Origin of the sequence: Stenotrophomonas chelatiphaga (assembly GCF_001431535.1) — a bacterium.
Taxonomy (GTDB): Bacteria; Pseudomonadota; Gammaproteobacteria; order Xanthomonadales; family Xanthomonadaceae; genus Stenotrophomonas; species Stenotrophomonas chelatiphaga.
The window spans coordinates 1-20775 of the sequence record NZ_LDJK01000083.1 but is presented as its reverse complement, the minus strand read 5'-3'; the positions used below and the strand labels follow the sequence as shown (position 1 = coordinate 20775).

The 20775-nt window shown below is 68.1% G+C and carries 22 protein-coding genes and 1 pseudogene; 10 read left to right on the top strand and 13 right to left on the bottom strand.

Annotation, left to right across the window (positions count from 1 at the left end; translation table 11 throughout):
• Positions 1–14: 14 nt before the first annotated feature.
• From ABB28_RS15655 to ABB28_RS15640, 4 genes are read left to right on the top strand one after another with little or no spacing between them, the layout of a single operon-like run.
• Positions 15–509: a TPM domain-containing protein gene (locus ABB28_RS15655; protein ID WP_057687306.1), complete on the top strand. Its 495-nt coding sequence runs from the start codon at positions 15–17 to the stop codon at positions 507–509.
• A gap of 58 nt (positions 510–567) precedes the next feature.
• Complete coding sequence (gene lgt, locus ABB28_RS15650) at positions 568–1458, top strand: prolipoprotein diacylglyceryl transferase (protein ID WP_057687305.1); 891 nt, start codon at positions 568–570, stop codon at positions 1456–1458.
• Positions 1455–2249, top strand: coding sequence for a thymidylate synthase (locus tag ABB28_RS15645; protein WP_057687304.1), 795 nt, complete (start codon positions 1455–1457; stop codon positions 2247–2249). Before lgt ends, ABB28_RS15645 begins: the two co-directional genes overlap by 4 nt.
• Positions 2250–2266: 17 nt before the next feature.
• Complete coding sequence (locus ABB28_RS15640; protein WP_057687303.1) at positions 2267–2746, top strand: dihydrofolate reductase; 480 nt, start codon at positions 2267–2269, stop codon at positions 2744–2746.
• Between the two features lie 15 nt (positions 2747–2761).
• Here the strand turns inward: ABB28_RS15640 and ABB28_RS15635 are convergent, their stop codons facing one another.
• From ABB28_RS15635 to ABB28_RS15595, 9 genes and pseudogenes are all read right to left on the bottom strand, one after another.
• Positions 2762–3793: a symmetrical bis(5'-nucleosyl)-tetraphosphatase gene (locus ABB28_RS15635; protein ID WP_057687302.1), complete on the bottom strand. Its 1032-nt coding sequence runs from the start codon at positions 3791–3793 to the stop codon at positions 2762–2764.
• A gap of 15 nt (positions 3794–3808) precedes the next feature.
• Positions 3809–4189 (bottom strand): Co2+/Mg2+ efflux protein ApaG, encoded by a 381-nt coding sequence (apaG, locus tag ABB28_RS15630; RefSeq protein ID WP_042614797.1) that lies wholly within the window; start codon positions 4187–4189, stop codon positions 3809–3811.
• Positions 4190–4202: 13 nt separating this feature from the next.
• Positions 4203–5015, bottom strand: a complete 813-nt coding sequence (gene rsmA / locus ABB28_RS15625) for a 16S rRNA (adenine(1518)-N(6)/adenine(1519)-N(6))-dimethyltransferase RsmA (protein WP_057687301.1) — start codon at positions 5013–5015, stop codon at positions 4203–4205.
• Positions 5012–6022: a 4-hydroxythreonine-4-phosphate dehydrogenase PdxA gene (gene pdxA, locus ABB28_RS15620; RefSeq protein WP_211260400.1), complete on the bottom strand. Its 1011-nt coding sequence runs from the start codon at positions 6020–6022 to the stop codon at positions 5012–5014. Before pdxA ends, rsmA begins: the two co-directional genes overlap by 4 nt.
• An 18-nt stretch (positions 6023–6040) precedes the next feature.
• Positions 6041–7372: pseudogene (locus ABB28_RS15615) on the bottom strand (peptidylprolyl isomerase); the annotation flags it as partial.
• Entirely contained in the window at positions 7369–9795 is a 2427-nt protein-coding gene (gene lptD, locus ABB28_RS15610; RefSeq protein WP_057687298.1) for an LPS-assembly protein LptD, read from the bottom strand. The gene lptD and the pseudogene ABB28_RS15615, both read right to left, overlap by 4 nt.
• Positions 9796–9886: 91 nt before the next feature.
• The gene (locus tag ABB28_RS15605) at positions 9887–10819 is read right to left on the bottom strand and encodes a histone deacetylase family protein (RefSeq protein WP_057687297.1); all 933 of its coding nucleotides are present in this window, start codon (positions 10817–10819) and stop codon (positions 9887–9889) included.
• Between the two features lie 22 nt (positions 10820–10841).
• A complete protein-coding gene (locus ABB28_RS15600) occupies positions 10842–11396 on the bottom strand; it encodes a cob(I)yrinic acid a,c-diamide adenosyltransferase (RefSeq protein ID WP_057687296.1) in 555 nt (184 codons plus the stop codon).
• A gap of 11 nt (positions 11397–11407) precedes the next feature.
• Positions 11408–11992 (bottom strand): hypothetical protein, encoded by a 585-nt coding sequence (locus tag ABB28_RS15595; RefSeq protein ID WP_057687295.1) that lies wholly within the window; start codon positions 11990–11992, stop codon positions 11408–11410.
• 108 nt (positions 11993–12100) lie between these two features.
• Here ABB28_RS15595 and ubiH point away from each other — a divergent pair, with 108 nt between their 5' ends.
• On the top strand, positions 12101–13306 hold the full coding sequence (gene ubiH, locus ABB28_RS15590) for a 2-octaprenyl-6-methoxyphenyl hydroxylase (RefSeq protein WP_057687294.1): 1206 nt from the start codon (positions 12101–12103) through the stop codon (positions 13304–13306).
• Positions 13303–14484, top strand: coding sequence for a UbiH/UbiF family hydroxylase (locus ABB28_RS15585; RefSeq protein WP_057687293.1), 1182 nt, complete (start codon positions 13303–13305; stop codon positions 14482–14484). The genes ubiH and ABB28_RS15585 overlap by 4 nt, the downstream gene beginning before the upstream one ends.
• A gap of 90 nt (positions 14485–14574) precedes the next feature.
• Here ABB28_RS15585 and ABB28_RS15580 read toward each other — a convergent pair whose 3' ends face one another.
• Positions 14575–14967: an EF-hand domain-containing protein gene (locus ABB28_RS15580; protein WP_057687292.1), complete on the bottom strand. Its 393-nt coding sequence runs from the start codon at positions 14965–14967 to the stop codon at positions 14575–14577.
• Positions 14968–15001: 34 nt separating this feature from the next.
• On the opposite strand from ABB28_RS15580, the gene ABB28_RS15575 reads away from it, so the two are divergent.
• Together ABB28_RS15575 and ABB28_RS15570 are read left to right on the top strand one after the other, a co-directional pair.
• Entirely contained in the window at positions 15002–15496 is a 495-nt protein-coding gene (locus ABB28_RS15575; RefSeq protein WP_152983492.1) for a hypothetical protein, read from the top strand.
• Positions 15493–15969 carry a hypothetical protein gene (locus ABB28_RS15570; RefSeq protein ID WP_148049383.1) on the top strand — a complete coding sequence of 159 codons (477 nt, stop codon included), beginning with the start codon at positions 15493–15495 and terminating at the stop codon, positions 15967–15969. Before ABB28_RS15575 ends, ABB28_RS15570 begins: the two co-directional genes overlap by 4 nt.
• A gap of 78 nt (positions 15970–16047) precedes the next feature.
• On the opposite strand, the gene rlmM is transcribed toward ABB28_RS15570, so the two are convergent.
• The 3 genes from rlmM to ABB28_RS15555 all read right to left on the bottom strand — a co-directional run bounded on the left by rlmM (position 16048) and on the right by ABB28_RS15555 (position 19565).
• Positions 16048–17130, bottom strand: a complete 1083-nt coding sequence (rlmM, locus tag ABB28_RS15565) for a 23S rRNA (cytidine(2498)-2'-O)-methyltransferase RlmM (RefSeq protein ID WP_057687289.1) — start codon at positions 17128–17130, stop codon at positions 16048–16050.
• Entirely contained in the window at positions 17114–17674 is a 561-nt protein-coding gene (locus ABB28_RS15560; RefSeq protein ID WP_057687288.1) for a nucleoside deaminase, read from the bottom strand. Before ABB28_RS15560 ends, rlmM begins: the two co-directional genes overlap by 17 nt.
• 142 nt (positions 17675–17816) lie before the next feature.
• Positions 17817–19565, bottom strand: a complete 1749-nt coding sequence (locus tag ABB28_RS15555) for a glutamine--tRNA ligase/YqeY domain fusion protein (protein ID WP_057687287.1) — start codon at positions 19563–19565, stop codon at positions 17817–17819.
• 130 nt (positions 19566–19695) lie between these two features.
• Between ABB28_RS15555 and ABB28_RS15550 the strand changes: the two genes are divergently transcribed.
• Both ABB28_RS15550 and msrA read left to right on the top strand, forming a co-directional pair.
• Positions 19696–19959: a putative signal transducing protein gene (locus ABB28_RS15550; protein ID WP_057687286.1), complete on the top strand. Its 264-nt coding sequence runs from the start codon at positions 19696–19698 to the stop codon at positions 19957–19959.
• Positions 19960–19989: 30 nt separating this feature from the next.
• Positions 19990–20652: a peptide-methionine (S)-S-oxide reductase MsrA gene (gene msrA / locus ABB28_RS15545; RefSeq protein ID WP_057687307.1), complete on the top strand. Its 663-nt coding sequence runs from the start codon at positions 19990–19992 to the stop codon at positions 20650–20652.
• Positions 20653–20775 lie beyond the last annotated feature (123 nt).

The window sequence follows — 20775 nt, the reverse complement described above, 5'->3', positions numbered from 1 at the left end:
TCGGGAGGCTGGTGATGATCCAACGCGCGCTGCGCCATATCGTGTCCCCGTCGGTGCGGCGGACCTTTCCGCCCGCCACCCTGCAGGCGATCACCCAGGCCATTGCCGCCGGTGAGCAGCGCCACGGCGGACAGGTCATGTTCGCGGTGGAAGCCGACCTGCCGCTGGATGCGCTGTGGCGCGGGGTGACCGCGCGCCAGGCCGCTGAACGTGCCTTCGCGCACCTGCGTACCTGGGATACCGCACAGAACAACGGCGTGCTGATCTACCTGCTGCTGGCGGACCATGCCATCGAAATCGTCGCCGATCGCGGACTGCACGGCCGGGTTGCCGAAGCCGATTGGCAGCGGATCTGCACCGCGCTGCGCGAAGGGCTGCGCGGAGGTGATCCAGCGGCAGCCCTGGTGATGGCGATCAATGACGTATCGACCCTGCTGGCCGGGCACTTTCCGCCGGGCGCGCGGTCAGACCAGGACGCATTGCCGGATTGGCCGCAGATTCTGGGTTGAGCTGGGTGGAGTCCCGCTGGCGGCGCTAAAATAACCCGATCCCCGCAAGGCACCGTCCATGATCTATTTCCACGATATCGATCCCATCGCCATCTCGCTGGGGCCGATCCAGGTGCACTGGTACGGCATCATGTACCTGCTTGGCTTTGCCTCGGCCTGGTGGCTGGGCAAGCGCCGCATCGCCGCAGGGCGCCTGCCGGGCGTCAATGCCGATGGTTTTTCCGACCTGCTGTTCTACGCCATGCTCGGCGTGGTGGTGGGCGGGCGCGTGGGCTACATGCTGTTCTATGCGATGGGCGATTTCCTGTCCAACCCGCTGCTGCTGTTCAAGGTGTGGGACGGTGGCATGAGCTTCCACGGCGGCCTGCTGGGCGTGCTCGCGGCCAGCTGGTGGTGGTCGCGCCGGCACCGCCTGCATTTCTTCGACACCATGGATTTCGTCGCGCCGCTGGTGCCGCTGGGGCTGGGCTTCGGCCGCGTGGGCAACTTCATCGGCGATGAGCTGTGGGGCAAGTTCACCGATGGCAGCTGGGGCGTGGTGTTCCCGTCGGGGCTGCCGGCGCCGCTGGCGCAGCTCGACACCGCCACGCTGAAGGCGGAGTTCGCCGCCGGTGCGCTGAATCAGTACGCACGCCATCCTTCGCAGCTGTATGAGGCCTTCCTGGAAGGCCTGGTGATGTTCGCGGTGCTGTGGGCGGTGTCGGCCAAGCCGCGCAACCGGTACCTGGTGTCCGGCCTGTTCGCGCTGATGTACGGCCTGTTCCGCTTCGCGGTGGAGTTCGTGCGGATGCCGGACAACGGCGTCTACGTGGCCTTCGACTGGTTGACCCGTGGGCAGATCCTGAGCCTGCCGCTGGTGGCGCTGGGCCTGGTGCTGCTGTGGATGTCCCATCGCGCGCCGGTGCTGCAGCCGGTGCTGCCGGCTGCCCCGGCCGGAGCCAAGCCATGAAGCCCTACCTGGACCTGCTGCGGCACGTGCTGGAACACGGCGCGGAGAAGAGCGACCGTACCGGTACCGGCACGCGCAGCGTGTTTGGTTGGCAGATGCGCTACAACCTGGCCGACGGCTTCCCGCTGGTCACCACCAAGAAGCTGCACCTGCGTTCGATCATCCACGAACTGCTGTGGTTCCTGCAGGGCGACACCAACATCGCCTACCTGAAGGACAACCAGGTGCGGATCTGGGACGAGTGGGCCGATGAGAACGGCGATCTCGGCCCGGTCTACGGCAAGCAGTGGCGCAGCTGGGCGGCTGCCGATGGCCGGCAGATCGACCAGATGCAGTGGCTGGTGGAGGAGATCAAGCGCAATCCGGATTCGCGCCGGCTGGTGATCAGTGCCTGGAATGTCGGCGAGCTGCCGCAGATGGCGTTGATGCCCTGCCACAGCCTGTTCCAGTTCTACGTGGTGGACGGCAAGCTCAGCTGCCAGCTGTACCAGCGCAGTGGCGACATCTTCCTCGGGGTGCCGTTCAACATCGCCAGCTATGCGCTGCTGACCCACATGGTGGCGCAGGCCACCGGGCTTGGGGTGGGTGATTTCGTGCATACGCTGGGCGACGCCCATCTGTACTCGAACCATTTCGAGCAGGCCCGCGAGCAGCTGGCGCGCGAACCGCGCGTGCTGCCGACGCTGTGGTTGAACCCGGAGGTCACCGATCTGTTCGGCTTCCGCTTCGATGACATCCGCATCGACGGCTACGATCCGCACCCGGCGATCAAGGCCCCGGTGGCGGTGTGAGTTCCCCGCGCCTTTCGATGATCGCCGCGCTGGACCGCAGCCGCGGCATCGGCCACGGCAACCAGCTGCCCTGGCACCTGCCGGACGACCTGAAGCATTTCAAGGCGCTGACGCTGGGCAAGCCGGTGCTGATGGGGCGCAGGACCGCCGAATCGCTTGGTCGCGCGCTGCCCGGACGGACCAACCTGGTGCTGACCCGCCGTGGCCAGGTGCCGTTCGACGGCATGCGCGCGGTGGCATCGCTGGACCAGGCGCTGGCGATCTGCCGCGCGGAAGCTGCAGAAGAACTGTGCGTGATCGGCGGAGGAGAGATCTACCGCCTGCTGATGGAGCATGCCAGCGACCTGTACCTGACCTGGGTGGACACCGAGGTACCGGCCGATACGCATTTCCCGGCCGTCGATGAAGCCCTGTGGCAGCAGGCGGACAGCCAGCCGCATGCGGCCGATGCGCGGCATCCGTTCGCGTTCCGCTTCGTGCACTACACCCGCCGCTGACGGCGGGTGCGGCGGTCATTCCGCCGTGGGCGGACTGCCTGCACCACCGCCGCCGTTGCCGCGGCCACGACCGCGCCGACGGCGGGGTCCACGCGTACGCGTCTCGCCGCCTGCCGGCTGCCCGCCGGGCTGCGCCTGTGGCTGTGGTTTGGCCTGTGCGGCCTGCTGGCCTTCCGGGCGTGGCTTCGGCGCACGCGGCGCGGGCCGTGCACCGGCAACCGGCGCCGGCACGTCGCGGCCGGGCACCTGCACCACGCGCAGTTCGTCGGTATCCAGCTGCAGAGCGGTCAACTTGCCGCCCCACACCGCTCCGGTATCGATGGCATGCACGCCCTGGGTGATGGTCAGCCCGAGCGCTGACCAGTGGCCGCACACGACCTTGAGGTCACGCTCGACCCGGCCCGGGACTTCGAACCAGGGATAGAGCCCCTGTTCCTGGGTGCCCGGCGTGCCTTTGTCTTCGATGCCGATGCGCCCGCGCGCGGTGCAATAGCGCATGCGGGTGAAGAAGTTGATGATCGCCCGCGAGCGGTCGTAGCCGGTCAGGTTCGGCGCCCAGATCGGCTTGTCGCCGTACATGTTGCGCAGCAGCTTGCGGTAGCCGTTGCCGTGCAGCTGCTGCTCGACTTCGCGCGCGTGCTTTTCGGCCATCTGGGTGGTCCACTTCGGCGCCATGCCGGCATGCACCATCATCCAGCCCAGTTCGCGGTCGGCATGCACCAGCTTCTGCATGCGCAGCCAGTCCAGCAGCACGTCGCGGTCTTCGGCGGTGACCACGCGCAACAGGTCCGGGTTGACCTTGCGCTGTTCTTCTTCGCTGCGCGAACCCACCGCGAGCAGCGACAGGTCATGGTTGCCCAGCACCACCACACTGTGGTCGCGCAGCGAATGCACCAGCCGCAGTGTTTCCAGTGACTGGCCGCCACGGTTCACCAGGTCGCCGGCAAACCACAGGGTGTCCTGCGCCGGATCGAAACGGATCTTTTCCAGCAACCGCTGGGTCACGTCATAGCAACCCTGCAGGTCGCCGATAGCCCACACGCTCATGGCCTGGCCTCCGTGTCAGTGCAGGGTTCGGGGAATGGTCAGCACGAACGGCGCGATGTCGGCGGCGAACTCGGTGCCGTCGTCGGCCACCATGTCGTAGTGCCCCTGCATCGTGCCGTGCTCCGTACCGAGCATGACACCGGAGGTGTAACGGAAGTCTTCACCGGGACGCAGCCGCGGCTGCTCGCCGACCACCCCATCGCCGTCGACATGCTCCACCCGGCCTTCGGCATCGGTGATCCGCCAGTGGCGTGCCACCAGGCGGGCCGCGACCCGGCCGCTGTTGCGGATGCGGATGGTATAGGCGAAGGCGAAGCGTCCGTCTTCGGGAGCGGACTGGTCATCGAGGAAGCGCGGAGCCACTTCCACGTCCATGGCGTACTGGTCGTCGTGCATCTTGGCAGTGTAATCAGCTTGCATTGGCCAAGGCGACGAATTCCGCCACCTCCAGCTGTTCGGCACGGGCATCCGGACGCACGCCGGCAGCGGCGAACTGTTCGGCGCTGACCACGTTGTTCAGCGCATTGCGCAGGGTCTTGCGGCGTTGGCCGAAGGCGGCCTTGACCACTTCGGCGAAGCGCCTGGCATCGTGGATGCCGACCGTGGACGGATCACGCGGCACCAGCCGCACCACGGCCGAATCGACCTTCGGCGGCGGCCGGAACGCACCCGGCGGCACCACGAACAGCGAGGTCACTTCGCAGTACGCCTGCAGCATCACGCTGAGGCGGCCGAAGACCTTGCTGCCGGGGCCGGCGGCCATGCGGTCGACGACTTCCTTCTGCAGCATGAAGTGCATGTCGCGGACCACGGCGGCATGGTCCAGCGCATGGAACAGGATCGGCGAGGAGATGTTGTAGGGCAGGTTGCCGACCAGCCGGATCTGTCCGCTGCCCCCTTCGGCCTGCGCCAGCGCGGTGAAATCCACTCGCAGCACGTCGCTCTGGATGATGGTCAGTGCGCCCAGCGGCGCGGCGGCGGCGGTCAGCGGTGCGATCAGGTCGCGGTCGAACTCGATGACGGTCAGCTCGGGATGCTGGCGCAGCAGGGGCAGGGTGATCGCACCCTGGCCGGGGCCGATCTCCACCAGGCGGTCGCCGGGCTTGGGATTGACCGCGCGCACGATGCTGTCGATGTAGTGGCGGTCGGCCAGGAAGTGCTGGCCCAACTGCTTCTTGGCCGGGGCGGTGAATGCCGTGCCGGAGGGGGAGTACTGGTTCATGCGCTAAGTCTACGTTGCCGGGCCAGCTGCGCACACAGGGTAGCGGCAGCCTGCAGGCTGGAAGGATCGGCGATGCCCCGTCCGGCCAGCTCCAGCGCGGTGCCGTGGTCGACCGCCACGCGCGGATAGGGCAGGCCCAGGGTGAGATTGACCGCCTGTTCGAAACCGGAATACTTCAGCACCGGCAGGCCCTGGTCGTGGTACATCGCCAGCACGCTGTCGAAGCCGGCCAGCTTGGCGGGCAGGAAGGCGGTGTCGGCGGGCAGCGGGCCGATCAGCTGCATGCCTTCGGCGCGCAGCCGCTGCAGCAGCGGGATGATGAGATCGAGCTCTTCGCGGCCCAGGTGGCCGTCTTCCCCGGCATGCGGGTTCAGGCCCAGCACCGCGATGCGCGGATCGGCGAGGCCGAACTCGCGCCCAAGCGCGGCATGCAGGGTGCGCAGGGTATGTTCCAGGCCATCGGCGGTGATTGCATCGGCGACTTCGCGCAGCGGCAGGTGGGTGGTCGCCAGCGCAACGCGCACGATCGGGTTGGCCAGCATCATCACCACCTTGACCCCGGCCTGGTCGGCCAGCAGTTCGGTGGTGCCGCTGTAGGCGATGCCGCCCTGGTTGATCACCGCCTTGTGCACCGGGCCGGTGACCACGCCATCCAGGCGGCCGTCCAGGCACGCTTGGCCGGCTGCCTGCAGCGCGCCGATCACGGCCGCGGCGTTGCGCGGGTCGGCATGGCCGAATTGGCTGGGCACCGCATTGGGAAGGGGGTGCAGGCGCAGATCGCCCGGCACGCGGGCATGGGCATCGGCCGGCAACAACTGCAGTGGCAGCGACAGCGCGGCGGCGGCTGCCTGCAGGGTAGCGGGATCTGCGAAGGCCAGCAGCCGGCAATCAGTGCGCGGCTGCTGGATCAGGCGGATACACAGTTCCGGACCGATCCCGGCGGGCTCGCCCGGTACCAGGGCGAGCTCGGGGAGCACCGCTCCTGCGAGCTTCGCGCCTGGGAGCATGGCTCAGGACTGCGGCGGGGTGGCGGTGTTTTCCGCCCGGTCACCGCTGCGGAAGCTGACGTAGGCTTCGCCACGCAGTTCGGACAGGAAGCGGTTGTACTCTTCTTCCAGCTTGCGACGGCCGATGGTTTCACGGACCTGCGCGCGCTGGTTGTCCACGCCGACATCGGTCTGGCGGGTCGCCACGCGCTGTACCACGTGCCAGCCGGCATCGGTGCGGAACGGCTGGCTGATGTTGCCGTCGGTCACGCCTTCGACCTGGCGGCCGAAGTCCGGACCGAACGCATCGACCGGGAACCAGCCCAGGTCGCCGCCCTGGCCACGGCTGTTGGTGTCTTCGGACGCATCACGGGCCACGGCCTGGAAATCAGCACCACCGGCAATGCGGGCACGCAGGGTGTCGATCTTCGCCTTGGCGGCGGCATCGTTCTGCTGCTCGGTCACGCGCACCAGGATGTGGCGGGCGTGGTACTCGGTGATCGTCTGGCCGGTGGACGCGGCAGCATTGGCATCACGCACTTCCACCAGCTTCAGCAGCTGGAAGCCGCTGGGGCCACGCAGCGGACCGACCACGTCGCCGGCCTTCATGTCCTGCATCACCTGCAGGAAGGCCTGCGGGATCTCGTCCATGGAGCGCCAGCCGAGGTCGCCGCCTTCCAGCGCGTTGGGGCTGTCCGAATAGCGCACGGCCGCCGCGTTGAAGTCCAGCTCGCCCTTGTCCAGCAGCGCCTTGACGCCGTCGGCCTTCTGCTTGCCGGTGGCGATCTGGTTGGCATCGGCGCCATCGGGGGTGGCGATCAGGATGTGCGCCAGGTGGTACTGGGTACCGGTGACGGCCTGCTGCTTGATGGCCGCATCCACTTCGCCTTCGCTGACGCTGACGCGGCTCTGCGCATAGCTCTGGCGCAGGCGCTGGACGATGATCTCGTCACGCACCGAACGGCGGAACTCATCGAAATCGATGCCGTCCTGGGCCAGGCGGCCACGCAGTGTGTCCAGGTTGCTGCCGTTCTGCTGGGCGATCGAGTTGATCGCCTGGTTCAGTTCCTGGTCCGAAACGCGGATGCCGCTGCCTTCGGCGCGGGTGACCTGCAGCTTGACCAGCACCAGCCGCTCCAGCACCTGCCGGCTCAGCACATCGTCCGGCGGCAGCTGGTTTTCGCGACCGGCGTACTGGGTCTTGATGTTGGCCAGCGCGCGGTCCAGTTCGCTCTGCAGGATGACGTCTTCGTCGACGACGGCGGCGATGCGATCCAGCGGCTGGGTCTGCTGGGCCAGTACCTGCAAGGGTACGGACGCAGTGGACACCGCCAGCAGGGAGGCGAGTAGGACGGGGAAGGTCTTGGTCATGGGATCAGGTTCGGATCGTAGTCGTCGCGGGTCGCGCCGGTGGTGCTGGGGGGCACGAGATAGAGGTCGTCGCGGTTGTAACCGAGGATAGCACGGCGCAGGGTACGGTCCGTGTTCTGGCCAATGGAGCTCAGGCCCTTCAGCACGAACTCCAGCTGGAAGGAAGTATTCAGCTCGCCTTCGCGGTTGCGTACGTAGCGGCGGGCCAGGGCGCGCACCGCCAGGCAGCAGCTGTCCCACTGCACGCCACCGATGATTTCCAGCGGCTTGCTGTCTTCGATGGAGTAGTAGTAACGGCCGACCACGCTCCAGCGCGGGTTGATCGGGTACAGGAAGGACAGGTCGCCCTGCTTGAGCAGGTTGGTGCCATCGGGGTTGATCCGGTGGCGGTAGGTCAGGTTGACGATGCCGTCGTTGGACATCAGGTAGCGCGCACGCACGCTGGCCAGGTCTTCGCGCTTGTTCTTGGGGTCCCACTGGTAGGTGGCGCCCAGGTTCCAGCGGTCGTTGATCATGTAGTTGGTATCGGCGATCCAGGCCGACTTGCCCTGTTCCACCGGGCTGGGATTGCTCGGCAGGGTGACGCGGGAATCGTCGAAGTACAGGATCTGGCCGATGCTGGCCGAGAACCGCTCGCGGCCGCTGGTCTGGTCGATGAAGCGGGTGCTCAGTGCCATCGTCAGCTGGTTGGCATCGTTCTGGCGGTCGGCGCCGGTATAGCGCGAATCGCGGAACAGCTGGCCCCAGCTGAAAGTGAAGTCACGGGTGTCGAAGACCGGCAGTTCGCTCTGGTCGCGGTACGGGGTGCGCAGGTAGAACAGGCGCGGTTCCAGCGTATGCAGGTAGGGCTTGTCGCCGATGGTGGTCTCGCGGTCGAAGAACATGCCCGCGTCCAGGCTGGCGATCGGCACGCTGCGGTTGGGCGAGGTGTTGCCGCGCAGCTGGTCCGGGGTCGGGTTGGTGATGCCCGCCGCGGCCAGGTTGTTGGCGCGGATGCTGTCGGCCAGGCCCTGTTCCAGGTCATAGCCGGTGTAGCGCCAGGCCAGCGTCGGGGTGACATACCAGGCTGCGCCACTGAAGGGCATGGTCACGTAGGGCTTGATGTCCAGGCGCGAGCCGCCGAGCACTTCGCGTTCCACGCCGTTGCGCACGTACTCGCCGTCGGCATCGATGATCTTGTCGTGGATGTCGTCGTGCACGAAGCGCACCGCTTCGGCATACACGCCTACTTCCAGCCACGGCAGGATCGGCTGGTCCCAGGTGCCGAACAGGCGCGGCTGCCGGTTGTAGGGCAGTGCTTCTTCGGTCAGGGTGTAATCGGTCAGCTGCCAGTAGTCGGCCATCAGGCCGGCGGTCCAGGTTTCCCCGGTGCCGTAGATGCCGGCCTGGCTCTGCAGGTTGGACGCGGTCACGCCCAGCAGCCGGTTGGCGAAGTCTTCCAGGTACCGTTCGTCGCTGACCCAGGCCAGCCCGGCACGGGCCTGCCAGTTCGCGTTGAAGTTGTGGTAGCCGGAGTATTCGACGCGGCCACGGTCCTTGTCGCGCAGCTCGTCGTTGGGCAGGTAGGCGGTACGCAGCTCACCGCGGCCACCGTCGTACAGGTAGCGGAATTCATTGTCCAGCATGAAGCCGCGCTTGCTCATGTAGCGCGGGGTCAGCGTGTCGTCGTAGTTCGGCGCCAGGTTGAAGTAGATCGGCTGGGCATAATCGAACCCGTTGCGCCCGGACACGCCCAGCTCCGGATACAGCAGGCCGGTCTGGCGCCGATCATCGATCGGGAACTTGAAGTACGGCGCCCACAGCACCGGCACCTTGCCGATGCGCAGCACGGCGTTGCGCGCGGTACCGAAGCCTTCGTCGTTGTCCACTTCGATCTGCGGGGCAGACAGCTTCCAGACCGGTTGGGACGGGTCGCAGGTGGTGTAGGTCGAGCGGTGCATCTGCCCGACCGCACCCTGCAGGTCCACCGATTCGGCGCCACCGTTGCCGCGACGCGACACCAGCTGGTACTGGATGTCGGAGATCTTGTGGGTGTCCGCCTCCTGGTTGCCCTCGGCGCGCTTGGCCTCCATCCGGATCGACGAATCGGAGTAGCGGACGTTGCCCTCGGCGGTGTAATTGCCGGTTTCCGTATCGAAGCTCAGGTGATCGGTACCGAGGAACTGGTCACCGCGCTTGAGCGCGACGTTGCCCTGGTACTGCGGCACCGTGGAGGTGCCATACAGCTGGTCGCCCTCGATGTCGGTGGGCTGCTGGGTGCGCGTTTCGGCGGCAGCCTTGTCCGCCGGCGGTGCCTCGCCAAAGGCGGGCAGGACGTCGGTGGCAGGGCACAGACCCCAGTTCGGCGCTTTGTCTTCGGCGAACGCCGGCAGGCAGAGGGCGATACCCAGGGGGAGAGGCAACAGGCGGAGGGCTTTGCGCACGCGTGATGGTTCAGGCGAAAACGATCCGTAGCTTGCCCCATCCATTGCATAGGGGCAATGAAGGCCGCTCACCGGTGGCGGTCGGGGTTCATCAGGCGGCCCCGGCCCGGCCCTCCAGCAGGGCCCCTACATGCGCGACGCTGGACTCGGCCAGGGCCTGCAGGTCATAGCCGCCTTCCAGCATCGACACCACCCGGCCGCCGCCATGGCGACGGGCCAGCGCGTGCAGTTCGGTGGTGATCCAGGCGAAGTCCTCTGCTTCCAGCATCAGGTCGGCCTGCGGATCGCGCAGGTGGGCGTCGAAGCCGGCCGACACCAGCAGCAGCTGCGGGCGGAAGTCGTCGATGGCCGGCAGCATCTCGTCGGCCCAGACATTGCGGAAGCGCAGGCTGCCGCTGCCCGGGGGCAGCAGGATGTTCAACAGGTTGCCTGCGCCACGGTCGCGGCGCAGCCCGGAGTTCGGGAACAGGCCGGCCTGGTGGGTGCTGTAGTACGCCACCCGGGGATCCAGCTGGAAGATGTCCTGGGTGCCGTTGCCATGGTGGACGTCGAAGTCGACCACGGCGATCCGCTCCAGCCCGTAGCGGTCGCGCGCATGTGCGGCGGCCACCGCGATGTTGTTGAGCAGGCAGAACCCCATGGCGGTGCTGGCGGTGGCGTGGTGGCCGGGCGGGCGCACCGCGCAGAACGCCAGCGGGTCCTCGCCCAGCATCACCGCATCCACCGCGGCGATACCGGCACCGGCGGCATGCAGGGCGGCGGTGGCCGAACCCGGCGACGTGCGGGTGTCCATGTCGATCTGCCGCAGGTCGGCGGTCTGCGGCTGCAGCACCAGGTCGATCAGTTCGGCATCGTGTACGCGGGCCAGGTCGCCGCGCTTGGCCGAAGGCGCCTGGCGCCAGTCCAGCCGTGCCGGGAACGCTGCCTGCAGCGCGTCGAGCACGGCCTGCAGCCGCTTCGGGGATTCGGGGTGGTCCGGACCGGGGTCGTGCTGCAGGCAGGAAGGATGGGTGTAGACCAGCATGGGCGCGGGGGATCCGGAAAGGTCAGCCGTGGCGGCGCGAATGCTGCCAGAGTACTTCGCCGGCACCGTTGGCGCGGGCCAGCACGCGGGCCAGCACGAACAGCAGGTCGGAGAGGCGGTTGAGGTAGTGCAGCGCCTGCGGCCGCACCGTTTCAACGCGCGAAAGGGCGACCGTCTCGCGCTCTGCCCGGCGCACGATGGTGCGGGCCAGGTGGCAGCGTGCGGCGGCTTCGCCACCGGCGGGCAGGATGAATTCCTTCAGCGTGGGCAGGTCGGCGTTGTAGTGGTCCAGCTGCTGTTCCAGCGCGGTGACATCGGCATCGGTGATGGCCGCATGGCCGGGAATGCACAGCTCGCCGCCGAGGTCGAACAACTGGTGCTGGAGTCTGGTCAGCAGGGCCTGCACATCGGTGGGCAGGGGCACGGCCAGCAGCACGCCGAGCGCCGAATTGGCTTCGTCGACCGTGCCGAACGCGGCAACCCGCGCATCGTCCTTGCCGACCCGGCTGCCGTCGCCCAGCCCGGTGCTGCCGTCATCGCCGGTACGGGTATAGATGCGTGAAAGCCGGTTGCCCATCCTTGCGCGCCTCAGCCGCGCACGTCGCGCTGGGCCTGGCGCAGCTTGCCGACCTGTTCGACGGCCAGTTGCAGCGCGGCAGCCAGGCCGACGTACAGGGCGGTGGTGCCCAGGTAGGGCATGAACCAATCCGCATAGTTCTTCAGCCAACCGCCCACGGTGGGGTCGGCCACGTTGCGCGTGGTCCAGTAGAACCCGCCCTGTGCGAACAGGTGGCAGACCGCCACGGCAGCGACCACCAGCGCCACCGCCTTGGCCAGGGTGGACCACTGCGCGCCGTGGTAGCCGTGGCCCAGCGCCATGCCGCCGGCCCACATCGCGAAGTAGGCGGGCAGCAGCATCCAGTAACCCGGCGACACGCAGTAGTGCTGCCAGAAATCCAGCCCCAGGTTGCGGATCACGACCCAGTCCACCAGCACCGCCAGCGCCATCAGCAGCGGGAACGCCCAGCGGGTCCAGCTGCGCAGGTAGAAGCCGCCGATGAAGAACACCGCCCAGGACGCATCGGGAATGGCGGCGAAATGGTTCACCCGCGTGGCGGCCATCAACAGCACCAGGCAGGTCAGCACGAAGGCACGTTGCAGGGAGGTCGTCATCGGGGTGCACACGGGAGGGTGAACAAACCCCATTCTAGACCGCCTGCAGGCCAGCGCGCAGGGGCGGCAGCCGGGCAGGGGCGGCGGGCGAGCGCGTATCATGGCGACATGAGCGAACGAGTTGATGTCCTGATCATCGGCGGCGGGCTGGTCGGCGCCAGCCTGGCCATTGCGCTGCAGCGCATCGGCCGCAGCGCGTGCCTGCTGGAAGCCACCGCAGGTGGCGCGCTGCCGGCGGTGTTCGACCAGCGCAACCTCAGCTTTGCGGCTGCCACGGTCAACGCACTGACCGCACTGGGCGTGATGCAGAAGCTGTCCAGTGCGCCGGGTCCGATCACCCGCATCCATGTCAGTCGTGCCGGTGACTTCGGCCGCGTGCAGTTGGCGGCAGCCGACTACGGTCGCCCGTGGTTCGGCCAGGTGGTGGTGGCGCGTGACTTCGGCATGGCGCTGGAGGCGCGGCTGCAGGAGCTGCCGCAGCTGCAGCGGCGGCGTCCGGCGCGCTTCATCGGGCTGGGCGCGGTCATCGATGGCTATCGCCAGGTCCACGTGCAGGATGACCAGGGCGAGCACACGCTGCACGCGCGGCTGGTGGTGGGTGCCGATGGTACCGCCAGCGGGCTGCGCGGCGCGCTGGGGATCGGCGTGGATGAGCATGATTTCCAGCAGACGTTGTTCGTGGCGCGGGTACGCAGCCAACGCGCACCGGATGGCACCGCATGGGAGCGCCTGACCGATACCGGCCCGACCGCGCTGCTGCCGCGCGGCGACCGCCATTTCGGCGTGGTGCACGGGGTGGCCCGCGATGAGGCCGATGCGGTCATGGCGCTGGACGATGCGGCGTGGCTGGCGCGGCTGCAGGCGGCGGTGGGCTGGCGCGCCGGGCGCCTGCTGGAGTCTGGTCCGCGCGCGGCGTATCCGCTGCGCCAGGTGCTGTCGCGTGCGCTGGTGGCCGAGCGTGCGGTGCTGCTCGGCAATGCCGCGCAGACCATCCATCCCCTGGGTGCGCAGGGCTTCAACCTGGGCCTGCGCGATGCGCTGACCCTGGCCGAGCTGCTGGAAACCGAGGGCGATGCCGGTGCCGATGCGCTGCTGCACGCCTACGCGGCGCGGCGCGGGGATGACCGTGCGCAGACCATCGCGTTCTCCGGTGGACTGGCGCGCCTGACCAGCAATGACGCACCGTTGCTGCGGCCACTGCGCAGCCTCGGCCTGCTGGCAACACAGGCCACGTCACTGCAGTCGCTGCTGGTCGGCGGTTCGATGGGCTTCCGCGGCGACGTACCGAAGTTGTGTCGCGGAGAAGCCGCATGAGCCGCCGCGCACGTACCGATGTGGTGATCGTCGGCGGCGGCGTGGTCGGCGCCACCTGCGCGCTGGCACTGGCCGATGCCGGCCTGTCGGTGGCCGTGGTCGAAGGCCACGAGCCGGCGTCGTGGCAGGCCGCGCAGCCGGACCTGCGGGTGTTCGCCTTCGCCACGGACAATGTGCAGCTGCTGCAGCGGCTCGGGGTGTGGGAATCGATCACGCGCGGTCGCGCGCATCCTTACCGGCGCATGCAGGTGTGGGATGCCGCCGGGGGCGATGACCTGCTGTTCGACGCGGACCGCTTCGGCCGCAGCGAACTGGGCTGGATCATCGAAAACGGCCTGCTGGTGGATCGGCTGTGGGCGGCCCTGCCGGGCGCCGGGGTCGAGGTGCATTGCCCGGCCCGTGTCGAGGGCATGGAACAGGACGAGCACGGGGTGCGCCTGCGCCTGCAGGACGGGCGCCGCATCGAGGCGGGCCTGGCCATCGCCGCCGATGGCGCCGAATCCACCTTGCGCCAGCTGGCCGGGATCGCCGTGGACCGCCACGATTACCATCAGCGTGGCGTGGTGGCCTACGTGGACAGCGAGCTGCCCAACCAGGCCACGGCATGGCAGCGTTTCCTGCCGGGCGGACCGTTGGCGCTGCTGCCGGTGGCCGAACGACGCAGTTCAATCGTGTGGACCTTGCCGGAAGACGAGGCCGCGCGCGTGCTGCAGCTGGACGAGGCCGCGTTCAACCGCGAACTGACCCGCGCCTTCGGTGGGCGGCTGGGCGCACTGCAGCTGGCGTCCAGCCGCGCCGCGTTCCCGCTGCGCCGCCAGCTGGCCCGCCATTACGTTGCCGGCCGCGTGCTGGCGCTGGGCGATGCGGCGCACGTGGTGCATCCGCTGGCCGGCCAGGGCGTCAACCTCGGCCTGCGCGACGTGGCCGCGCTGCAGCGCTGGCTGGCACCGTCGGCGCAGCGGCGTGGCCAGCCGCAGCTTTCACCGCAGCGGCTGCAGCGCTGGGCGCGCGAGCGCCGCAGCGACAACACGATCGCCGCCTACAGCTTCGATGGCATCAACCGGCTGTTCTCCAATGACGAACTGCACCTGACCCTGGCACGCGGCCGCGTGCTGGGTTGCACCGGCAAGCTGTCACCGCTGCTGCAGGTGTTCTGGAAGCGCGCGGCGGGGGTCTGACCACCGCCTACGAAGTGGGTGACGATCCGCGTTATGGTGGGTGTTGACCCGCGTGGTGGGTGACGACCGTTGGTCGTCACAGCTCAACACTCACTCCAGCAACCACCCGGCCAGGTCATCACGATCCAGCTTGCCGCGGCGTTTCACGTCCAGCGAAATGAACTCATCGGCCAGCGACGGATTGGCCTGCGCCTCGTCCCGACTGATGTAGCCGTCAGCGTCGACGTCCAGTTCGGCGAAGTGGATCCGGTAGTGGCCGGCGGCACTGGACGGCGTCAGCGAACGCACCGTCACCGGCGTCTCGCCCAGCGGCACCACGATGTCCACGCTGCCGGTCACCCGGCCGGCGGACAGCTCCTGCGCACGCACCACGCCACCGTCATCGCGCAGCGGCTGGCTCTGCGCGGGGGCGGGACGGGGGTGCTGGGCCAAGGTCGGGCCGGCAGCGAGCAGCAGCAGCAGGGCGGTGGAACGGAGGGGCATGGGGTTTCCTCGTGACGGATGCAGAAGGAACGTCGTGATTCTGAAAGTCCTCACGACGCGTGCGCGGCATAGTCCCACGATCTTTCCATCCGGAGCGGACCCGTCCATGAATGTCAGTACCGTGCTTCTGCAGATTTTCAGACCGGCGCAGGCCGCACGGATCGCCGCCGAGGCACGTATGGCCTCGGCGCCGGGCTGTGAGCTGAAGCCGCTGGGCGCGCTGCTTGCGCGGGTGGCCAATGCCGGGCACCTGCGCGGGGAGGCTTTCACCTCGGAGGCTGCGCGCCAGCTGCGGTCCCATATGCAGGCACCAGAGCTGACCCCGCGGCAGGTCATGAACCGGGTGAGTGCGGTCAAGCATCAGCAGCGGGACATCCTGCGCGACCTGATGCAGCGCAGTGCCGGAACCCGCGCCGGTAGCGACCGCGCGCACGAGATCACGGCCACGCGTGCGGCGATCGCCGCGGCGCGGCAGTTCAGCTGGGAAGTGCGCGTGGCGGCGTCTGCCGCGCAGGGCGGCACGCCGTGAGCTTTGCGGTAAAGGGCTGCCTGGCCCCTCTGCGTGCGCTGCAGCGCCATTGGCCCGGCACGAGCTGCCGAGCCGCCGGACCGCTGGATGCGGGAACCTGCAAGGCGGTGGAGAGCGTGCTGATCACGGTGGCCAATGCCAGCGACGTCGGCCTGGTGCCCTCCAGTCGAGCACAGAAACTGCACGACCGGTTGCAGCGCGAGCAGCTGCAGGAAACGGCGCGGCCGATGAGCCGGCGCAAGCTGGCGTGCAGCCTGGAGCGCCTGCAGGGAGAGTATGAAGCCAAGCGCAGCGAGCTGCGGGCATCCGGACTGCGCTGGTCGAAGGACTGGATGATGGGCGTGGAAGACTACGATGCCGACGCGCTCGCCCAGGTGTACGCGCGTATCGAGGCGGCATCGGCCGTCATCAACAGTGCAGGCGCGGCGCGCGCCGAAATGGAGCTGCCACGCGCGCGTCCCGCGTCCTGGTGACGCAGGTGCCAGGACCGCGCCGGCATGCGCGGACCGGGTGGCGCGCAACGTGCACGCCACCCGGCGCCACCGGGCGGCTCAGCGCAGTGGCGATGCCAGCACGGTGATCTCTTCGCGGTCGTGGTAGAGCTGCTTGGCGCGCACGGTCAGCGACTTGCCGGCCTGTTCCTCGAACAGTTCCAGGCACAGGCGGGTTTCATCCCAGCGCTTCTTCATCGGCAGTTTCAGGTTGAAGATCGCGTGCTTGCACCAGCCTTCGCGGAACCAGGTCGCCATGCGTTCGGCCACCCGGCGCGGCTGCTCCACCATGTCGCAGACCATCCAGTCCAGCGACTGTTCGGGCGACCAGTGGAAGCCATCGGCACGCAGGTGTTCGACCAGGCCGGTGTCCAGCACGTGCTGGCGCAGCGGACCGTTGTCGATGCTCAGCACCCGCAGGTGCTGGCGGGTCAGTACCCAGGTCCAGCCGCCCGGTGCGGCGCCGAGATCGGCCGCGCGCATGCCGGGTTTCATCAGCGCTTCGCGTTCTTCGGTGGTGAGCAGCGTCAGCAGGGCCTCTTCCAGCTTCAGTGCGGAGCGCGAAGGCGCGTCCGGCAGCAGCTTCAGGCGCGGTATTCCCAGCGCCCACGGGGCACTGTCGGCGGGTGCAGCGACGCAGACGAAGGCATGGGTGCCGTCGACGAACACCACGTGCAGGCGCGGCAGCTTCTCGTTCGACTTGTCGGTCAGCTTGCCGGCCTTGCGCAACGCCGGACGCAGCGCGTTGCCGAACGCACGCGACAGCCCGGACAGCGGCTTGCCGGCGTCCGAATCGGGATGTTCCACCCACAGGTCGCCAAAGCGCGGTGCATCGCCCAGTACCGCCAGCATCGGTGTGATGCGGTCGGCCGGATCCAGCTGCGGCAGTTCCGCCAGTACCACCAGCTTCTGCCGCGCGAAGATCAGCTCGCGCCAAGACAGCATGCGGCTCAGCGCGGCGGCTTCGTCGCACATGAAAAGCACGTAGCCATCATTGCGCTGGGTACGCGCATAGCCGGCGAAACCGAACTCGCCCGCGCGCGCGGTCAGTTCGCCCGCCAGTTCCGGTTCGAAGCCCTGGCGGCACAGGCACAGCAGGCCTATCCCTGGCGTGGCAGCAGACGTATCAGTAGCGGGCGCCATCGGCTTCTCCATAAGCGCGCAGCACGGCGCGCGCGTCGTCGCGGTTGAGGCCCTGCACCACCTCGATACCGCGCTTGTTGAGTTCACCCACCCAGTCCGCCGGCAGCGGGCCTTCGTCGAACGGTGTCAGCTCTTCCACGTCGGCCGCACTGGCGCCGATCAGCAGCCGATCGATGCCGGCCCAGACGGTGGCGCCGTAGCACTGGCAGCAGGGCTGGGACGACGTCGCCAGCGTGATCGGGGACAGCACATCGTTCAGTCGCGGGGTCTGCAGGCGCTGCTGGGCCAGCATGTAGGCCATGTTCTCGGCGTGCGCCAACGACGTGTTGTGGGGCATCACGCGGTTCACGCCCACGGCGATGACCTGGTCATCCGGGCCGAACACCACCGCGCCGAACGGGCCGCCGCTGGCATGCTCGACGTTCGACCTGGACAGCGCGATGGCCAGCGCGACCTTGGCTTCGTCGCCGGGATAGCGCTGATCCAGGTCGATCTGGTCATGGATCCAGGCGGGAAGGGTCAGGTGGACTTGCGCATACAGCATCGCGGGGTGCCTCTCATCGGGTTACGGGGGTGGAACACAACAGCAGCCGCGCGCAGTGTAGCCCGCGTCCGATGAAGCGGACGGGCAGGGGCGGCAGGCGGCGATGGCGCGCGGGGTTGGCCGCGCGCGCAGGATGTCGGGGTCAGGCCGACCAGGTATCGCGCAGGGTCACGCTGCGGTTGAACACCGGGCGGGTCGCGGTGTGGTCGCGGCGATCGGCCACGAAGTAGCCGGTGCGTTCGAACTGGAAGGACAGTTCCGGCGGCGCGATGGCGGCGGCGGGCTCGACATAACCGGTCACGGTGCGGCGCGATTCCGGATTCAGGTAATCGCGGTAGGTCTTGCCTTCCGATTCGTCGTCCGGGTCGGCGACCGAGAACAGGCGGTCGTACAGGCGCACTTCGGCCGGCACCGCGTGCACCGCGCTGACCCAATGGATGGTGCCCTTGACCTTGCGGTTGGCGCCTTCCATGCCCGGGCGCGATTCCGGATCCAGCCAGCCGCGCAGTTCGGTGATGGTGCCGTCGGCATCCTTGATCACCTCATCGCAGCGGATGATGCCGGCACCGCGCAGGCGCACTTCGCCGCCCGGCAGCAGGCGCTTGAAGCCCTTCGGCGGCACTTCGGCGAAGTCTTCGCGCTCGATCCACAGTTCGCGCGAGAACGGCACGTCGCGGGTGCCGAACGACTCGTCCTTCGGGTGGTTGCTGAAGGTCAGCGATTCTTCATGGCCTTCCGGCAGGTTGACCAGCACCAGCTTGACCGGGTCGATCACCGCCATGCGGCGCGCCGCGGCGCTGTCCAGGTCTTCGCGCAGTGCGCCTTCGAGCACGCTGAAATCGATCTGCGAATTCTGCTTGCTGATGCCCACGCGTTCGGCGAACAGGCGCATCGCCGCCGGCGTGTAACCACGACGACGCAGGCCCTGCAGGGTCGGCATGCGCGGGTCGTCCCAGCCGTCCACCAGCTGTTCGGTGACCAGCGCCATCAGCTTGCGCTTGCTCATCACCGTGTAGTTGATGTTCAGGCGCGAGAACTCGATCTGGCGCGGCTTGGCCGCTTCCCGCGGCAGCCCGGCATCGACCAGCGGCGCGGTCAGCGCATCGTCGTGCGCGAAGTCCACGTTGTCCACGCACCAGTCATACAGCGGCCGGTGGTCTTCGAATTCCAGCGTGCACAGCGAATGGGTGATGCCTTCCAGCGAATCACCGAGCGCATGGGCGAAGTCGTACATGGGGTAGATCGGCCAGTCCGAACCGGTGTTCTGGTGCTCGACGTGCTTGATGCGGTACAGCGCCGGATCGCGCAGGTTGATGTTGCCGCTGGCCATGTCGATCTTCGCGCGCACGGTGCGTGCACCGTCCGGGAACTCGCCGGCGCGCATGCGCGCGAACAGGTCCAGGTTTTCTTCCACGCTGCGCTCGCGGTAGGGCGAGGGGCGGCCGGGTTCGGTCAGGGTGCCGCGGTAGGCGCGCACTTCTTCGGCCGACAGGTCGCACACGTAGGCCTTGCCGTCGCGGATCAGCTTCTGCGCGGCCAGGTAATAGGCCTGGAAGTAGTCCGAGGCATGCCGCAGCTCGTTCCATTCAAAGCCCAGCCAGCGCACGTCGTCCTGGATGGCGGCCACGTACTCGGGGTCTTCCTTGGCCGGGTTGGTGTCGTCGAAGCGCAGGTTGCAGACGCCGCCGAACTCGCCGGCAATGCCGAAGTTCAGGCAGATCGACTTGGCATGGCCGATGTGCAGGTAGCCGTTGGGTTCGGGCGGGAAGCGGGTCTTGATTGCCTGGTGCTTGCCGCTGGCCAGGTCCTCGCGCACGATCTGGCGGATGAAATCGCGCTTCTCGGGGCTGTCGACGGGGGTCTCGGGGCTGGCAGGGGTGTGCTCGGACATGATGCGGCAATCAAGGGCAGAAAGACGGCCAGTCTAGCGTGTCGGGGGGTTGCTTGCCCGGTGCGGCTGCAGGCAGCGGTCCGTACATCGGGGCGGGGGTATGCTGGCAGCCAGCCGCCGAGGAGATGCCATGCACATCGTATACAAGGCCGACAACCTGTTTGACGCGCATCTGGTCAAGCACGCGCTGGAGGATGCGGGCATTCCTGCCTTCGTGTTCGGCGAATCGCTGCTGGGCGGGATGGGTGAGCTGCCGCTGTTCGGCGTGCTGCGGGTGGCCGTCCCGGAGGCGGCACGGCCGGAAGCTGAAGCGATCGTTGCCGGACTGGACTTGGGCCCTGCCCCTGGCGACCCCATTTCAGACACAGACGATCTTGCCGGACAGCCGGCCTAGGAGCACCACATGTTGGGACTTGGTAACGGCATCCTCGGCATCGGGGCCTTCAAGCAGCGCCTGCCGCGTCCGGAAGAGGCCCTGCCGGGCCGCGACCAGCCGCTGCCGCTGCACAGCAACCAGCACTTCGTGAACAGCCATCCGCTGAAGGACCGGTTCGCCGGGTTCGAGCGGATCCGGTTCGCGCTGGGCTGCTTCTGGGGCGCCGAGCGCAAGTTCTGGACGCTGCCGGGGGTGTACAGCACCTCGGTCGGCTATGCCGGTGGCGTGACGCCGAATCCGACCTACGAAGAGGTGTGTTCCGGGCTCACCGGCCATACCGAGGTGGTGGAGGTGGTGTTCGACCCGAAGCTGGTCAGCGTGGCGCAGCTGCTGCAGGTGTTCTGGGAAAGCCACGACCCGACCCAGGGCATGCGCCAGGGCAACGACACCGGCACCCAGTACCGTTCGGCGATCCACTGCCTGACCGAGACCGAGTACGCCGCGGCGGTGGCCAGCCGGGATGCGTATGCGGTGCAGCTGGAGGCGGCCGGTTACGGGCCGATCACCACCGAGATCGTGTATCCGGCACCGGAGTATTACTACGCCGAGGACTACCACCAGCAGTACCTGGCGAAGAATCCGAATGGTTACTGCGGTATCGGCGGCACCGGTGTGAGCTGCCCGATCGGGTTGCCGCCTGCGGCGGGCTGAGGCTTTTCAGTCAACGTCAACGCCAACGTCAACGTCAAAAGCGTGCAGGGCTGCGGGTTGGTGGGGCGGGGTGGCTGTGCAGGACACGCCGCAAGTACGTCCGTGTAGGGTCGCATTTCGCAT

Coding starts and splice junctions, on each gene's coding strand:
- ABB28_RS15655 (WP_057687306.1), top strand. CDS start 15: ATGATCCAACGCGCGCTGCGCCATATCGTGTCCCCGTCGGTGCGGCGG.
- lgt (WP_057687305.1), top strand. CDS start 568: ATGATCTATTTCCACGATATCGATCCCATCGCCATCTCGCTGGGGCCG.
- ABB28_RS15645 (WP_057687304.1), top strand. CDS start 1,455: ATGAAGCCCTACCTGGACCTGCTGCGGCACGTGCTGGAACACGGCGCG.
- ABB28_RS15640 (WP_057687303.1), top strand. CDS start 2,267: ATGATCGCCGCGCTGGACCGCAGCCGCGGCATCGGCCACGGCAACCAG.
- ABB28_RS15635 (WP_057687302.1), bottom strand. CDS start 3,793: ATGAGCGTGTGGGCTATCGGCGACCTGCAGGGTTGCTATGACGTGACC.
- apaG (WP_042614797.1), bottom strand. CDS start 4,189: ATGCACGACGACCAGTACGCCATGGACGTGGAAGTGGCTCCGCGCTTC.
- rsmA (WP_057687301.1), bottom strand. CDS start 5,015: ATGAACCAGTACTCCCCCTCCGGCACGGCATTCACCGCCCCGGCCAAG.
- pdxA (WP_211260400.1), bottom strand. CDS start 6,022: ATGCTCCCAGGCGCGAAGCTCGCAGGAGCGGTGCTCCCCGAGCTCGCC.
- ABB28_RS15605 (WP_057687297.1), bottom strand. CDS start 10,819: ATGCTGGTCTACACCCATCCTTCCTGCCTGCAGCACGACCCCGGTCCG.
- ABB28_RS15600 (WP_057687296.1), bottom strand. CDS start 11,396: ATGGGCAACCGGCTTTCACGCATCTATACCCGTACCGGCGATGACGGC.
- ABB28_RS15595 (WP_057687295.1), bottom strand. CDS start 11,992: ATGACGACCTCCCTGCAACGTGCCTTCGTGCTGACCTGCCTGGTGCTG.
- ubiH (WP_057687294.1), top strand. CDS start 12,101: ATGAGCGAACGAGTTGATGTCCTGATCATCGGCGGCGGGCTGGTCGGC.
- ABB28_RS15585 (WP_057687293.1), top strand. CDS start 13,303: ATGAGCCGCCGCGCACGTACCGATGTGGTGATCGTCGGCGGCGGCGTG.
- ABB28_RS15580 (WP_057687292.1), bottom strand. CDS start 14,967: ATGCCCCTCCGTTCCACCGCCCTGCTGCTGCTGCTCGCTGCCGGCCCG.
- rlmM (WP_057687289.1), bottom strand. CDS start 17,130: ATGGCGCCCGCTACTGATACGTCTGCTGCCACGCCAGGGATAGGCCTG.
- ABB28_RS15560 (WP_057687288.1), bottom strand. CDS start 17,674: ATGCTGTATGCGCAAGTCCACCTGACCCTTCCCGCCTGGATCCATGAC.
- ABB28_RS15555 (WP_057687287.1), bottom strand. CDS start 19,565: ATGTCCGAGCACACCCCTGCCAGCCCCGAGACCCCCGTCGACAGCCCC.
- ABB28_RS15550 (WP_057687286.1), top strand. CDS start 19,696: ATGCACATCGTATACAAGGCCGACAACCTGTTTGACGCGCATCTGGTC.